This is a genomic window from Marinobacter sp. SS21 (assembly GCF_028369065.1).
Classification (GTDB): domain Bacteria; phylum Pseudomonadota; class Gammaproteobacteria; order Pseudomonadales; family Oleiphilaceae; genus Marinobacter.
Genome location: NZ_JAQNDA010000003.1, coordinates 413,141 through 428,806, shown reverse-complemented (window position 1 = coordinate 428,806; position 15,666 = coordinate 413,141). Strand labels below are relative to the sequence as shown.

General features: G+C 60.7%; 11 protein-coding genes. 5 read left to right on the top strand and 6 right to left on the bottom strand.

The window, feature by feature from the left end:
- Positions 1-409 precede the first annotated feature (409 nt).
- From N6L25_RS06445 to N6L25_RS06430, 4 genes are all read right to left on the bottom strand, one after another.
- On the bottom strand, positions 410-1,891 hold the full coding sequence (locus tag N6L25_RS06445; RefSeq protein WP_271978939.1) for an amidase: 1,482 nt from the start codon (positions 1,889-1,891) through the stop codon (positions 410-412).
- Positions 1,888-2,913: a hypothetical protein gene (locus N6L25_RS06440; RefSeq protein WP_271978938.1), complete on the bottom strand. Its 1,026-nt coding sequence runs from the start codon at positions 2,911-2,913 to the stop codon at positions 1,888-1,890. Before N6L25_RS06440 ends, N6L25_RS06445 begins: the two co-directional genes overlap by 4 nt.
- 193 nt (positions 2,914-3,106) lie before the next feature.
- Entirely contained in the window at positions 3,107-4,312 is a 1,206-nt protein-coding gene (locus N6L25_RS06435; protein WP_271978937.1) for an acyl-CoA dehydrogenase family protein, read from the bottom strand.
- 13 nt (positions 4,313-4,325) lie between these two features.
- Positions 4,326-5,630, bottom strand: a complete 1,305-nt coding sequence (locus N6L25_RS06430) for an acyl-CoA dehydrogenase family protein (protein ID WP_271978936.1) — start codon at positions 5,628-5,630, stop codon at positions 4,326-4,328.
- Positions 5,631-5,864: 234 nt separating this feature from the next.
- Between N6L25_RS06430 and trhA the strand changes: the two genes are divergently transcribed.
- From trhA to N6L25_RS06415, 3 genes are read left to right on the top strand one after another with little or no spacing between them, the layout of a single operon-like run.
- Positions 5,865-6,527 carry a PAQR family membrane homeostasis protein TrhA gene (gene trhA / locus N6L25_RS06425; RefSeq protein ID WP_271978935.1) on the top strand — a complete coding sequence of 221 codons (663 nt, stop codon included), beginning with the start codon at positions 5,865-5,867 and terminating at the stop codon, positions 6,525-6,527.
- Positions 6,527-8,260, top strand: coding sequence for an autotransporter assembly complex protein TamA (locus N6L25_RS06420; RefSeq protein ID WP_271978934.1), 1,734 nt, complete (start codon positions 6,527-6,529; stop codon positions 8,258-8,260). The genes trhA and N6L25_RS06420 overlap by 1 nt, the downstream gene beginning before the upstream one ends.
- On the top strand, positions 8,257-11,958 hold the full coding sequence (locus N6L25_RS06415) for a translocation/assembly module TamB domain-containing protein (RefSeq protein ID WP_271978933.1): 3,702 nt from the start codon (positions 8,257-8,259) through the stop codon (positions 11,956-11,958). Before N6L25_RS06420 ends, N6L25_RS06415 begins: the two co-directional genes overlap by 4 nt.
- Positions 11,959-12,297: 339 nt before the next feature.
- Here N6L25_RS06415 and N6L25_RS06410 read toward each other — a convergent pair whose 3' ends face one another.
- Complete coding sequence (locus N6L25_RS06410) at positions 12,298-13,032, bottom strand: gamma-glutamyl-gamma-aminobutyrate hydrolase family protein (protein WP_271978932.1); 735 nt, start codon at positions 13,030-13,032, stop codon at positions 12,298-12,300.
- Positions 13,025-14,026, bottom strand: a complete 1,002-nt coding sequence (locus tag N6L25_RS06405) for an amidoligase family protein (RefSeq protein ID WP_271978931.1) — start codon at positions 14,024-14,026, stop codon at positions 13,025-13,027. The genes N6L25_RS06410 and N6L25_RS06405 overlap by 8 nt, the downstream gene beginning before the upstream one ends.
- Positions 14,027-14,318: 292 nt before the next feature.
- On the opposite strand from N6L25_RS06405, the gene lexA reads away from it, so the two are divergent.
- A complete protein-coding gene (lexA, locus tag N6L25_RS06400; protein WP_271978930.1) occupies positions 14,319-14,927 on the top strand; it encodes a transcriptional repressor LexA in 609 nt (202 codons plus the stop codon).
- A 222-nt stretch (positions 14,928-15,149) separates the two neighbouring features.
- The gene (locus tag N6L25_RS06395; protein WP_271978961.1) at positions 15,150-15,581 is read left to right on the top strand and encodes a cell division inhibitor SulA; all 432 of its coding nucleotides are present in this window, start codon (positions 15,150-15,152) and stop codon (positions 15,579-15,581) included.
- The last annotated feature ends 85 nt before the right edge of the window (positions 15,582-15,666 follow it).

Below are 15,666 nucleotides of genomic sequence, written 5' to 3'. Positions count from 1 at the left end.
CAACGCTCGGGGGGAGCAGAAGCGTCTGACTGCGAGGTGTGCCTTCCTTGTGCCTCATAAAAATAACCGCGAACCATGTCGCGGTTATTTTGCCAGCTTCGGAGACTGTTTTCACACAGCCTCCAATGACTGGCCTTTCTTGCTTTTGGCGGGGGCTTTTGTGTCACCACTTTCTTTTCGCACTGCGTGCTGCAAGGTTGGTGCCGCAGAAGCTGGTCGCTTCTGCTCCCCGCTACCACATTAGATAAAGCCGGTCTGTGACCGGCTTTATCTGTTTTTGCAGGGGGGGAGCACGCGTAGGATGCCGGTGAGGCTCGCCGAACCGCATCGCCGGTATTCGCGGCGATCTGGGTTTGATGCGGTTCACTTCGTTCACCGGCATCCTACGGTGTGGAGGATCTACGTCGGGTCAAAACCCATCTGGCATTCTGAATCCTGCCAATCCCTTTTCTTCCAGCAGCTGTGAAAACCGGATCGTGGTTAGATCCTTGCCTGGCGCGCCGATCACCTGAATGTTATAGGGCAATCCGCTGGCGGTGCGGCCCACCGGCACCGAGGTGGCGGGCAGGCCGAGCAGGGTGGCCAGGGCGATCCAGCAGAACTGGTCGAGATAGGAACGGGGCTGGTCATTGACCGTCACCCGGCGTTTGAATAGGGGTTGGCTGAGGTCGTGGGGGATGGCGGTGGTCGGCGTCACCGGGGTGAGCAGGACGTCGTGGTGTTCGAACAGGGATTCGATCTGGGCGCGCATCTTCTCCCGGGTTTCGTGCCACTGAATCCACTGATGGATGGGCTGATTGACGCCGCGACCATATTGACCGACGCCGACGGTCATCGGCACCACATGCCGCAATACTTTTTCGAGACGACTGATCCACAGTAACTGCTGGCGTTGGCCCGGTTTGAACGAGGTGCTCAGCAGGCTGCCGAGCAGGTTGAAATACACTGGCATGATCCGGTCCAGGCTCAGCAGTGGATGGCGAGCTTGCGCCACCTTGGCTCCGGTCTGCTCCAGTTTTCCAGTCAGTTCCTTGTAACCTTCGCTCAGCTCTTTGCTAATGGGACACTGAGGATCGTTCAGCCACAGGCCCACCCGCGCCTCGCTCAATTCGGTCAGGTCAGCAGGTTCCATGGCCAGTTGCCAGCTACGGCTGTCGGCCGCAGTGGGGCCGGCAATAACACCCAGCAGCAGTTCCAGATCTTTTGCGGTACGGGCCATGGGACCGCCTTCGGCCAGATCGGGCTGGCTCATGGTGCCCGGTGGCCCCGGAATGTGCCCGCGCAGGGAGACGAGGCCTCGGCTGGGCTTGTGTCCGAAGACGCCGCAAAAATGGGCAGGGGTGCGGATAGAGCCGGCCAGATCACTGCCTACTTCCAACGGGGACATGCCCGCGGCCAGTGCCGCCGCCGCGCCGCCGGATGAGCCGCCGGGGGTGTGCTTGGCGTCATAGGGGTTGTTGGTAACGCCGAAGAGCTTGTTGTAGCTCTGGATATCGGCGGCATACAGCGGCACGTTGGTCTTGCCGATCACAATGGCCCCGGCGGCCGCCAGTCGCTCCGCCACGTCAGCGGAGCGTTGGGGGATGTGCTGTTTGAGGGCCGGTGCGCCGGCGGTGCAGGTCATCGCTGCAACTTCCCAGGTGTCCTTGATGGTCAACGGCAAGCCGTGCAGGGGGCCGGGCGCCGCGCCGGATTTCAGCCGCTCATCGGCTGCTGCTGCGGCTGACAGAGCGACGTCTTCGTTCAGGTGGATGACGGCGTTGATCTGGCCGTTACGCTCGGCGATCCGGTCTAGGAAGGCGCGGGTGACCTCGACACTGGACAGGCGGCCCGCCCGAAGGTCGGTGAGCAACTCGTGGGCGGGGCGATAAACAACGGGGGTATCGGTCACGGAGTATCCTTCTGTGCTTTCAGGTCAGCGCGCCAGTGCTTGACGCGGACCTGGCTCTTGATGGCTTCGATGATGTCGTGGATGAGTGAAATTAATGCCTCGCTCTGCTGGTGGCGGGGCTCGGTGGCGGCGGGCGCCGGCAACAGCACGTCCACAATGTCCTCCACGAAGGCATGATTGCCGGTAGAGGCCAAGTCCTCCAGGATCTGGTGGATGACGTTGGCGACAATGTCACCGACGGCGTCTTCCAGGGTTTCCTGAATGGTTGGCCCGACCACGGGCAGGTAACGCAAGCGGGACAGTTCCAGGTTCTGTTTCAGCGCGGCGTCAACCCGCTCCTCCAGATAGACCCTCAGTTCGCCCCGTTTGGGCATGTAGCCTTCGCTTGCCGCCTTGGCGATCCGTCCGGACAGCCAGTCGGTCAACATGGTCTTGCGAGGGTAGAGGATATCGTGCTGAATGCGCTCAAACAGGGGAGAGCCACGCTGAACTTCGCTTTGTACCCCGGACAGAACCTTGATCACGATCCGGTCCGACAGCTCTTCCAGGAATGCCTCGTAGTAAAAGCTGAAAAAACGGTAGATCCGGGATTGGGTGATGTCGATGATCTTGTATTGGTGCAGGCGATAGATAATGGAAATGACCCGCAACACCCGGAGAAAACGCAGACTGCCGACCGGGATGCAGCCCACCAGGTCGTACCAGTGGATGAATGGATAGAAATACCAGCGGTCATAGACCCGGGCACGGATGGCGTAGCCCCAACGCAGAAAAAACTCGGTGAGAAAGACTGCGACGAAGAGCAGATCATAGAACAAGAAGTTTTCATGCACCGGATGGTAGAGGTCCCTGAATCCGGTGGCGTGCTCGGCCAGCAGCTGCTGAACGGCGTTAAGCCCGTAAATGGCGTCGAAAATGATCAGTCCCAGATTGAGGATTAGCAAACCGAGCATCAAAAAATCAATGACTAACCAGACGAGCTGATGGCTGGTTCGCAGGTTCTCCCTGTTTATCGTGAGCATGAGGTCGCCTTCATCGAGTGTCCAGGCATCTGCGAGGTTTGGCATGAGCCAGGCTGGCCTTGTTGCCGGTCTGGCCCTGCTGGGCCCGAAAGGGCAATGGTTGTCGTCCAGTGCAAGCGGCGCAACAACTCAAAGGCGCGTTTCAGGGCCCGCAGAGTACGCGAGGGGTTATTCGGAAGCTCCCTATACTAGACTATTTGAGTTCGCTGGACGACTTGTCTAGCAGTCGGCGAGCGATGATAAGTAGCTGAATTTGTTGGGTGCCCTCGAAGATGTCAAGAATCTTCGAATCTCTGGCCCACTTCTCCAGCAGCTCGGTTTCGCTGTATCCCAAACTGCCACAGAGCTCAACGCAGCGCAGGGTAATGGCGTTGCCGACGCGACCGGCCTTGGCCTTCGCCATGGACGCTTCCATGGAGTTGGGCACGCCGTTATCGGCCATCCAGGCGGCTCGCAGTGTCAGCAGGCGAGCCGCTTCCAGTTCCGCCTCCAACAGCTGCAGTTCACGATCGATGGCCGGCAGGCTCCAGGGCTGGGCGGCGTAGCGGAACCTGTGACCGGCCCCGGCAAGTAGTTCCCTGGTCTTTTCTAGTGCTGCGCGCGCCACCCCGATGGCCATGGCAGCTACCACCGGCCGGGTGTTGTCAAAGGTCTGCATGGCGCCAGCGAAGCCTTTATCGACGCTGGGGTCCCCCAACAGGTTGGCCTTGGGAACCCGACAATTCTCAAAACGAAGGGTGGCGGTGTCGGAGGCTCGGATACCAAGTTTCTTTTCCAGCCGTTCCACGGTCATGCCTGGAGTGCCTTTTTCCACCACGAACGATTTGATGGCCGCCCGGCCCAGACTTCGATCCAGGCTCGCCCATACCACGACGGCATCCGCGCGATCGCCGGCCGTGACGAAAATCTTTTCGCCGTTGATCACATAATGGTCGCCATCCTCGGTGGCGGTGGTGCGAATCGCGGCGCTGTCGGAGCCGGCAGAGGGCTCGGTGATCGCCATGGCGGTCCAGGTGTCGCCGAAGCGCGCCAGCTGTTCTTCGTTGGCCACCGCCGCGATGGCGGAATTACCCAGCCCCTGGCGGGGAATGGACAGCGCCAGTCCCACGTCGCCCCAACACACCTCGGTCAGGCTGAGGACCGTGTTCATGTTGGTGCCGTTCCGATTGCCGCCGCCGTTGCCGTTGCTGGAGCGGGACAGTTTGGCGGCACCGGCAGCACCGGCTTCGCCCGCGCCGGCGTTCATGCCATCGACCACATGAGCGAACATGTCCAACTCCTTGGGGTAGGCGTGTTCGGCGCGGTCGTACTTGCGGGAAATTGGACGGAAGACCTCACGGGCGACCTGTTGGGCCTGGTGGATGATGGGGCCAAACTTACGGGGAATTTCCAGGTACATAGTGTTGGTCTCCTCAGGCGTGGACGCCGCCAAAGTGTACGGAGGTGGATCGCAGATCCCGGTACCAACGTTCCACCGGGTGCTCCTTCACAAAGCCGTGGCCGCCCAGCAACTGGATGCCGTTGGTGCCGATCTCCATGGCTTTCTCATTGCACAGGGTACGTGCCAGACAGGCCTCCCGGTGCCAGTCCAGGCCGGTTTCGGCCCGACTTGCGGCACGCCAGGTTATCAGGCGCATGCTGTCGATCTCGATGGCCATGTTGCTGATCATGAACGCCACCGATTGACGATGGCTAATCGGTTCGCCAAAGGCCTGGCGGTCGTTGCAGTAAGGAATGACGTGGTCCAGCATGGCTTGCGCCGAGCCGATGGCCAGGCCGCACCGCATCAGGCTGCCACGATCAAGGAAGCTCAGGTAGTCGAAGTCGTCATCGCCAAGCAGGGCGTCTGCCGGAACCCTGACGTTATCCAGCTCCAGGCGGGTCAGTTGGGCCGCCCGCAGGCCCATGCCCGGGTCGGCTTGCTTTCGTAGCCCCTTGCTGTTCCCGGGAACCAGAAACAACCGGGGGCTGCCCGCCAGCTGCGCCGCCACCAGGATCAGTTCGCTCACATCCCCCAATACCACGCCGTTTTTCACGCCAGACAGCCGGAAACCATCGCTGGTGCGGGTGGCGGTGGTTTTCAGGGTGGTCGGGTCGAACAGGGGGGTGGGTTCATCAACGGCAATGGTGGCGATTGGCGGTAGATCCTCGCAGAACGCAGGCAGGTACCGTGATTGTTGCTCGCCGGTTCCCCATTGGGTGACGGCCTGGGCGAACCCGAAAGGCGCCAGCAGTGCTGCGGCCAGACCCATATCGCCCCAGGCCAGATGCTCTGCAATGAGCACACTGCTGACCGGAGACTGGCTTTGTGCCACGCCGCCAAACTCCTCGGGGATGGCATAAAGCGGCAAACCCAGGGTCGCCGCTGCTTCAAACAGGTCGGCTGGTATTGCCGACGCTTCGTCGGCGCTGGCCGCGACGGGGCGTAGCGCTTCCAGAGCCAGTCGGCGAACGCTATCGACAATGAGTTGCTGGTCCTGATCCAGGTTCAGATCGAAGAGATCGCGGGCGGTCTGGTTTGGAAGTCGATTTCGGGGCAGCCAGCCCTTTACGCGCTTGTACTCGCGGGAGGCCATCGCAAGGGTTCGAAATCCGGCCTTGGTGCCCTGATACGCGACCTTTTCCACCGGACTGCGCATGCCCAGACGGTCCAGCCAGGTACTGGCGGCCAGTCTGTTCATCGCAGACAGGGCAAGGCCGATCGGATCTCGGTTCATCGAGTAACTCCTTTAATTGTTGTTGTGGCGCTGTCTTTCGATCATGTAACCAGGCTCAGGCCTCGCCATTGGCATGATCGGCGAGGCCCCGGGGCAGTCGGGTCAATTGCCGCGCACTGGGGGGCCGACAAAGGTTCTTAAGCGGACCGGCAGGCGTTACACTCACAGTTTAGGAGCGATCAGGTCCGGATTCTGGAGTTCGGTCTGGCAATTTGAGCATTGGGGAGACAGCGCGTGTCACAGTCGGTTTCGTTGGAGCCATACCCGAAGGTTGAGGAGTGGTTAAACCAGCTAACGCACGGGGTGGCGGCCCTGGCCAGCGTGGCCGGTATGGTGGTGTTGCTGGTCTTGGCGGTGGAAAAGCAAGATGTCTGGAAGATTGTCAGCTTCAGCATCTACGGTACCAGTATGACACTGCTGTTCCTGGCCTCCACCCTGTACCATTCGGCCCGGCGCTACGAGGTACGCAAGGTCTTCAAGATGGTGGATCACTGCGCCATTTTTTTGCTGATCGCCGGTACCTATACGCCCTTTTTGTTGGTCAACATGCGCGGGGGTATCGGTTGGACGCTGTTCGCCATCATTTGGGGGTTGGCGGTTGCCGGCATCGTGCTGAAGCTGGTCTTCGGGCACCGCTTCAAGCCCCTACAGATCACCATTTACCTGCTGATGGGCTGGCTGGTGGTGGTGGCCTCCCGCGAATTAGCAGACAGTGTCAACAGCCTGGGGCTGTGGCTGGTGGTTGCAGGCGGCATTACCTACACGCTGGGTGTGGTGTTCTATCTGATCAAGGCGATTCCCTATAACCATGCGATCTGGCACCTGTTTGTGGTGGGCGGCAGCACCTGTCATTTCTTCGCCATCTACCATGGGGTGCTGAACGGCTATACCGCCTGATGTCTGCGAGAACACGGACGTTTAGGGTACTGATTGCGGCCGCGTTGTGGCTGTCAGGGTCGGTGCTGTATGCCCAGCAGGTGGAGGTGAAGGTGCTTGGCGACTATCCCGGCCTGCAGGACAATGCCGAGGCGTTCATCGGCGAGGTGGAAGGGCGCAGTGAGCAGCGCCTGCGCCGATACGTGCCCACCGCGGTTCGGCAAGTGACCGACGCATTGCGTGCGCTCGGTTACTACCAGCCCACGATTGAGTGGGAAATGCTGCCAACCGAGTTGCCCAAGGTGCGCCTCACGGTAACGCCTGGTGCGCCGGTGCATATTCGTTCGGTTTCCGTCACCATCAACGGACCGGCGCGGAATGACCCGACCTTCCTGCCGGTGCTGCCGGAAAAACCGGCGGTGGGTGACGTGCTCAATCACGGGCATTACGACGCACTGCGCCAGACCATCCGCAACCGAGCCCTGAGACTGGGGTATTTCGATGGTGACTTTTCCAGCCATCGTCTGACGGTTGATCCCGAACAGCGGGTCGCGGATATGGAGCTGGCGTTCGACAGCGGTGAGCGCTACCGGCTGGGCGAGGTCCGCTTTACCGGGGATACGGAAATTGGCCTGCCGCTGTTACGCCAGTTTGTCACCATCTCGCCGGGGGAGCCGTACCATGCCGACAAGGTGGCGACGCTGAACGGGGATTTGTCCAATAGCGGCTATTTCCGTGAGGTGCTGGTGGACGCCAATCCCGCGGAGGCGGACGATTTTGTCATTCCCGTCAAGGTTCGACTCTCCATAAGGCAGCCCCGCTCGGTGTCGGCTGGTGTGGGCTTCTCAACCGACGTGGGCCCGCGCTTTCGAGGCACCTGGCGGGAGCACTGGATCAATGAAATGGGCCACCGTCGTGGCGCCGAAACAGAGTTGTCGGTGCCTCGCCAGAGCCTGAGCACCTGGTACGAACTGCCCCTGGATCCGCCGATGACCGATTTGATTCGGTTGTCGGCCGGCTATCAGCGTGAACACATCGAGGATGTGGAATCGGAACGGCTGACGCTGGGCCAGCAATGGCAGCATGAACTGGACAACGGCTGGCTGCAGATCCTGTCCATGCGCTGGGAAGGCGAACGGTTTCGGATCGGTGACGACCCGTCCACCACCAGTTCGCTGTTTTTGCCAGGCGCCGGCTACTCCAAGTTAAGGGCGGATACCGCCCTTGATCCCTCGCGAGGTTATCGCCTTCAATTCGACGTGACCGGCTCTCACCGGGCCGCCCTGTCGGATGCCGATATTCTCCACGTCAGCGTTCTGCTCAAGGGGTTGATCACCCTGGCCGACAAGCACCGTTTCCTTGGCCGCTTTCAGTTCGGCGGCGTGGCAACCAACAGTTTTGACGATGTGCCGCCGTCTCTGCGTTTCTTTGCCGGTGGCGACCAGAGTGTAAGAGGGTATGGCTATGAAACCCTGTCACCCGAGGACAGCGATGGCTCGCTGGTGGGGGGGCGCTATCTTTTGGTAGGCAGTCTGGAATACCAGTATGAGCTGTTTGAACGTTGGCGTGCGGCCGTGTTCTATGATCGGGGTAATGCCATCGATAACCCATTCGACCCCCTGGCCAATGGCGTTGGCATGGGGGTGCGCTGGGTGAGCCCGGTGGGCCCGCTTCGCTTCGACATCGCCAAGGGTCTGGATCCCGAGTTCGGGGGTGAATGGCGGGTGCATTTCTCCATGGGGCCGGAACTATGAAGCGTCATGTCCACTGGTTGCGATGGCTGGGCGGGAGCCTGCTGCTGGTGGTGGTATTGCTGGTCCTTGTCGTCACCGCGCTGATTATGGCGCTGCGCTCCGACCCGGGCACCCGTTGGGTGCTCGGCCAGGTGCCCGGGCTCGAGATTCGCGGCGACCAGGGCACCCTGCTGGGGCAATGGCAAGCCCAGTGGCTCCGCTGGCGCGGTTATGGTGTTGAGCTGGAGCTGGTTGCGCCATTCGTTGACTGGTCGCCAAGCTGCCTGTTGCAGAAGCGTCTCTGCCTCGATGTCTTGCGGGCTGAACGCATTCGTCTCGACACTCAGCCCGACAACGGCACTGAGCCATCAACTCAGGTTCAACTCCCCGCTCTTGAACTGCCAATTGCCTTGGTGGTCGGCGACATCCATCTGGGGCCGTTGGCGCTCAACGGCAATACGGTGTGGACCAACGCCAAGCTGGCGGCGTCGTCCAGTGGTTCAGCCTGGATCATCGATCATCTCCACTACCAGCTTGACGACATCAGCGTGTCGGCCCAGGGGCGGGTGGAGACGCGGGGTGACTGGCCCTTGAATCTGAGCGTCGTTGCTGAGTTGCCGCCGCCGCACGGTGATGAATGGCGAGTGGACCTGGAACTTGCCGGAAGCGTCGAGGCGTTGCGCGTCACCGGTGCCAGTGCGGGGTATTTATCCGCCCAGTTGCAGGGTTCCGTCAAGCCACTGGATTCCACCCTTCCGGCCCAGCTCAAGCTGACCTCGCCGCGATTCCGGACGCTGGATACCCTGCCGGAGACGTTGACGCTCCATGACTGGAGCATCTCGTTGCAGGGGAGTCTGGCGCAGGGGTTCCGCACGCGCAGCCGGGCGACCCTGGAAGGGACTGAAGGACCGGTTCAAGCCGACGTCCAGGGCCTGTTGACCACGAGCGCTGTGAACGAACTGCGGCTCACACTCGAGTCCCCGGCCAGCGCGGACGCCGCTGCCGGGCAATGGGCATTGCATGGTGATCTTTCCTGGCAGGAAGGCCTGGTTGCCGAAGCCAAGGCGGAACTGCAGCGATTCCCCTGGTACTCACTGTGGCCAGACCTGGCGCCTGCTGCAGTCAAGCTGGAAACCCTGATGGTTGAGGGCCGGTATGACAACGGCGCCTACCAGGCCGACCTGGAGGCGGCCGTTTCCGGGCCCATGGGCGAAGCGTCGCTGACAGGACGCGCGGTGGGCGATCTGGCATCGGTGCGGCTGGATCGTCTGATCCTGACCACGGGGGCCGGCAAGGCTAGAGGCGAGGTGGCTGTGGACTATGCCGAGGCGATGGCCTGGGACGGTCGTTTGAATCTGGACCAGTTTGATCCCGGGTACTGGCTGCCCTGGCTCCAGGCCCAGATCAACGGGGAGGTCACCAGCACCGGTCGCCTGGATGAGGGCGGTCTTCAGCTGGCGGCCGCTTGGCGGCTGGACGGGCGTTGGCAAGGGCAGGATGCCAGCAGCCGGGGGACAGTAAGCGGCCAAGGGGAGGGCTGGACGGTGTCTGACGCTACCCTTAACGTCGGTGCCAACCAGCTCCAGGCGAAGGGCGAGTGGGGGGAGCAGGTGTCCGGCCAATTGAGCCTGGCGTTCCCTGATCCGGCCGCTTTGCTCCCTGAGCTGGCAGGGCAACTTTCGGCACGCCTCCGGGTTAGCGGAGCCCCGGATGCGCTTGACGGAGAACTGCGGGCCACGGGCTCCGGATTGGCCTGGGGGGACTCGGCCACCCTCGATAGCCTGACGCTGGCGGCAACCCTGTCCAAGGGCGAATCGGTGGACGCCAGCGCTGAGGCACGGACGTTGACCTTCGCTGGCCAGTCGATAGACCGGGTGGCGCTGTCCCTGACCGGTACCGTCGAGGAGCATGTGGTGACGCTGGAATCCCGGCAGCGGGAGCTGATCACCCAACTGGCGGCATCCGGCAGTTGGCACAATGGCTGGCTCGGGCAACTGACCGAGGGCCTGCTTGCACTCCCCGAGCAAGAGCAACGGTGGGCACTTCAGCGACCCATGGCCATTGCCTATCAGCTCGATAACCGCCTCACCCTGGGGGGGCATTGCTGGCGCTGGAAGCAGAGTACGGTCTGTGCCGACGAGCAGGTGCTCATGCCCGAGCTACAGATCCGCTACCAGCTCAGCCAGTTTCCGACCTCTGCCCTGGCACCGTTGTTGCCGGATACCCTGCGGTGGCAATCGCTACTGAGCGGTGGCTTGTCGTTGTCGCTGCCGGATCAAGACCCGAACGGTCTGATCAACCTGCAGGCTGAGCGAGGCTCGTTCGATGTCTATCTAGTGGATGAGTGGCACGCCATCGCCTACGAGAAGCTGTCTGCCCAGCTCACATTAACGCCGACGGATGCAACGATTGCGGTTGATCTGGCCGGGCCAGAGCTTGGCACCTTTAGCAGTCAGGTCAGGCTGGACCCCAGCCAAGAGGGGTATCCCATGGACGGACGGTTTGAATTGCAGGGCCTCGATTTGACCCTGCTGGGCCCGCTTCTTGATCTGGAGTCTGTCGGTGGCCGGCTTGATGGCAGCGGTCGTCTTGCCGGTCCGCTGCAAGCGCCACAGGTCTATGGCGAAGTGGCGCTGAGTCAGGGGCAGCTCATCGACCAGCGGGTGCCGATCCCGCTGGAAGATGTGGCACTGGGTCTTGAACTGCGAGGGCGATCCGCCGATGTGAGTGGGCGTTGGAAAAGCAGTGATCGAAGTGAGGGGCAGCTGGATGGTGAGCTGAATTGGGGCGATAAGCCCTCGGTGAGCATGAATGTTCGGGGTTCGCGCTTGCCGATCACCTATGAACCCTATGCGGATTTGGAACTGGAACCGGATCTGTCGGTACGGTTCGCCAATGGCGCCCTCCAGGTCAGCGGGAGTCTGGCCGTGCCCAGAGGGACGGTGAAAATCCGTCGTTTGCCGGAACAGGCGGTTGCGGTCTCCGAGGACGAAGTGATCGTCGGCGAGGCGGCGCAAGAGCCGGTGGTACGTTCGATCCTGATGGATGTGATGGTGTCCGTCGGGGAGGACCAGGTCAGCTTCGACGGTTTCGGGGTGTTGGGCGACCTTGAGGGAACCCTCCGGCTGGGCAATAACCTCGATACCCGGGGTGTACTCCAATTGACACATGGCACCTTCGAAGCCTATGGCCAGGAGCTTGAGCTGCGTCGGGCCCGCCTGGTGTTTGTCGGTCCGTTAGCGGAGCCCTATCTGGACATAGAGGCGATCCGGAAAGTGGATACCGTCGTCGCGGGCATTCGATTATCCGGTCCGGTGTCCGAGCCTCAGACCGATGTGTTCTCCGAGCCGTCCATGTCTCAGGGTGATGCTCTGTCTTATGTCATTCTCGGGCGCCCCTTGCGCTCGGAGGGGGACCAAGGCCAGGTCAGCCAGGCGGCTATTTCCCTTGGTTTGACCCAGGCCAGCAAGGTGACCCAGAAGATCGGTGAGGAAATTGGCATTGAGGAATTCATTCTGGAAACCGAGGGCTCCGGCGAGGAAGCTGCGGTTGTGGCCAGCGGCTATATCACCGACAAACTGAGCCTTCGATATGGCGTTGGCATCTTCGATCCGATATCGACGGTGGCACTGCGTTACGATCTGGGGCGCTACTTCTACCTGGAAGCAGCCAGCGGCTTGGCCGCGTCGCTGGATATTTTCTATACCCGTGATTTCTGACTCCGCGAAGGCAGGCGCGGTGCAAAGCGGTGACCTATACTCTGTTCAGGAAGCAGCCTTGTGTAAAGGGACACTAAGCAGCTTGTTCTGTCAGGGACGGCGGCCAGCAGTCAGTGCGTCGGGCCGAGTTCGTATCAACCCTGTCATGGAAAGCGCTTACGTGAGTAAAAGGCATGCTTTTACACGAACAACAAGTACGGCTTACGGAGCGGGAGCGGGCGATTCTCTACCGCCTGACCGGTTCCGACCCCTGTCACATAACCACCAGACAGCAACTGAAGGAATGGGCGGACTGTTATCTTCAATCGTTTCCGGATGAAGGGATGGAGATACAGTTGATCAAGAAAGTGCTGCGTCTTCACCTTCCAATCTAGCCAGCTTAAGATCGCGGGCGGCATGAACGAAGCTGGTGAAGATTCGCCGGTGTCCGGGATGGTAAAGCAGGTATTCCGGATGCCACTGCACCCCCATGACCCAGTGTCCGTGGGTGTTCTCGATGCCCTGAACAAACAGGTCATTGTCCACGGCAACCACTCGCAAATGCCTTCCCAGCACCTTGATCGCCTGACTGTGAATGCGGTTGGCACCGATCGAGGGGGCGGGCATGATCTCACCCAACAGGCTATCGCGAACCACTCTGACCGTTTGCAAGGGAAACAGGAGCGGATGATGGCGGGTGTGAACACGCAAGGGCGCCACGTTCTGGCACAGTGAGCCACCCCGGAACACATTCAACAGCTGCGCGCCGCGGCAGATTCCCAGTACCGGCAAGCCCAGTTTTTCAGCCTGTTCCAGCAAGTGCCAGTCGGTGTTGTCTCGTCGATTGTCGTAGCGGGCGGTCACTTCCGGTTCCTGGCCGTACCGACCGGGATGTACGTGGGTGCCGCCGGACAGCACCAGACCATCCAGCAAGGTGACATCGACCCGATTGCCGGGGCGAATATACAGGGTACCGGCGCCTGACAGTTCCAGCGCCAGACTGATCAGCCGGTGGGGCAGCCCTTTGCGGCTGGGGCCGCTAACGCCAATAGTCAGACCCGGGTGCTGGCTCAGGGGTTTGTCGGAGTCATACATAGCCACGCTTTTGAAGCCATTGGTGACAGGTATCCAGCCAATTGTGTGTCAGGTTATGCAAGTTCAGCTTTCGGCTGGTGCGAAACTCAATCATCAGGTCGGCCAGGTCGGCGGCGTTGTGGGCAAGCTGTTCCACAACTACCCAGTCATTCCATACTGTGGAAAAGTGCCATTGGGGATTGTCGATGTCGCAGTCGGGCAGGCGGTAGTGCAGGGTGGGCCTGGCTTTTATGCGGGGGTCATTGGTGTAGTTCAAAACCAGTTCGGGATCGATGAACGCAAACAGCGGCAGTAAATCCAGAGCGCGATTGCGGGTAGGGTTGTTGCGCAGATAGTCCACCATCAGCTCGCTCCGGGTAGGCGCGTAATTGGGGGCGATGAGGCGATCGACGAACAGGTTGTCCCAAGGCTCGATATAACTGGTGAGCTTGCGACTGATATCAAGCTGGTGCCGGGCTTTTAGCCAGTCGTACAGGCAGGCAAACACCCTCAGATAGCGCACCAACGTATCGGTTCGCAGGTCCGGAAGTTCGGGGTTGAGCTGGAGGGCAAAGGCATAGTAGATGGCTTCCCGGCTGCCCAGCGCGCCGGCATCCCGCAATTGATCGCACAAGTGTTCGATGCGTTCCAGGTCGGTGAAGCGAATGGGCGGTGTGACAATCTCAAGGGGAACGATCTTTTCCGCCGCAGCGTCGATCAGCTGCATCGCCTGCTCCCCAAGTTCGCGAAGAGCTTCTGGCAATTCCTCGTCCTGCAGGTCCAGATCCTTGATCGGGTCTGAGTCCAGCTCGATGGTGAAGTCGCCGAACCCGGATCGAATCCGGCTGATGTAGCGTGACTCCTCCACCGCTGTGCCGTCCAGCAATCCAGCCGCTAAGTCAACCAACCGGCGATAACTGAGGCCCGAGATCTCAATCTCGATTCCGACACGACGCTCAGACTGGTCTTTGGTAAAGCAGATATCCGGAAGACGACAAGTCCTTGGGCTGTCCACTGTTTTCCCTCCCCAGTGCGCGAAAATATAGCGTTTGGGAACCCATGTACCGGCGGCGAACAGCTATGACCCTGACCGCTCGGTAGCTGCCGGCCCTGATGACAAAGCTGGCTGAAAGTGCAGGGTTCTGGGCGTTATTCCAAGGCTCCCTTCTGCCTACAGTATCTGACTTGGTTGTGGAAACGGCCAATGAAAGTGGGGTGGTATTCAGTGGCTCCTAAAAAATCCCGCTTTACACTGGATAAAACACTGTATATATTTTCGTTACTGTATAAAAAAACAGGATTGAACCATGAAGCTGACCGCACGGCAAAGCCAGGTCTTGGACATTATTCGCCGCTATCTGGACGAAACAGGCTATCCGCCAACCCGGGCCGAAATTGCCTCGGAACTTGGTTTCCGCTCAGCCAACGCCGCGGAGGAGCATCTGCGTGCCCTGGCCCGCAAGGGTGCGATCGAAATGGTACCGGGCGCCAGCCGGGGCATCCGGCTGCCGGAATCGGAAGAAGATCTGGGGTTGCCGGTGATTGGTCAGGTTGCTGCAGGCAGTCCGATCCTGGCGCAGGAGCACATCGAAGACCATTGCACGCTCAAGCCGGACTTCTTTTCACCCTCCGCCGACTATCTGCTGCGGGTCCGTGGGATGAGTATGAAGGACATTGGCATTCTAGATGGCGACTTGTTGGCCGTACATCGTACCCAGGATGTCCACAATGGCCAGGTCGTGGTGGCCAGGGTGGGGGAGGAGGTGACGGTCAAGCGTTATCGCCGTGATGGCACCAAGGTGCTGCTGATTGCTGAGAACGAAGAGTTTGCCCCCATAGAGGTGGATCTGCAGGAGCAGGAGCTGTTTATCGAGGGGCTTGGTGTGGGCGTCATTCGTCGTTCGGATATGCACTGATCGCCGCCATTCGCGGAGCATTTGGTCATCCAAACCCGCGTTGTCGAACAGTTTGCTGGCTGTTTTCAGGTATCGGGTGTTTGCAGGTTAAGGGGAATCACGATGGAACAACTCAACTTCAGTCAGGTATTTGCGTGTGCTCAACCCGTTCGGCAGCCGTCGGGCCAGGCCCGTCCCGGCGTCGAGCGGGTGATCGGTTCTGTCGCGGTCTCATCCCCATTAATGGCGTCACCCCGCGGCGGCGCAGAACGCCCCGCGGCACTGGCGAGCCGGAGTGTGACCAAGCGTCCGGCCGAGAGCGTCGGTAACGTCACCGAGATCATTCTGCCGGAGCGGCAGGTTGAGAATTTCCAATTGCTATTGCCGATGCTGACCCAGCTCAACCAGGAACAGCGCTGGCTGGCCTGGATTGACCCTCCCCAGGCGCTGGTCAGCAAGTGGCAGACGATGCATGGCATCGTGGCCAGTGAGTTGCTGGTACTGCGTTCTTCCGAGGAGTATTCCGCTCAGGATCTGGCGGAAAGGGCGCTCAGCGCTGGCACCTGTCATGCGGTCGTTTTGTGGACCCAGAAACTCGGCCGACAGGCCTTCGATGCCCTGCAGCGGGCTTCAGCACAGGGAGACAGTCATGGCGTGGTGCTCCGGCAACGCTAACCATCCCCAGTGTCAGCGAGGGCGCAGGTAGTGCATGCAAGCGGGCCTGGGACAGCTACCGGGTAAATCACAGCCACTGTATGGC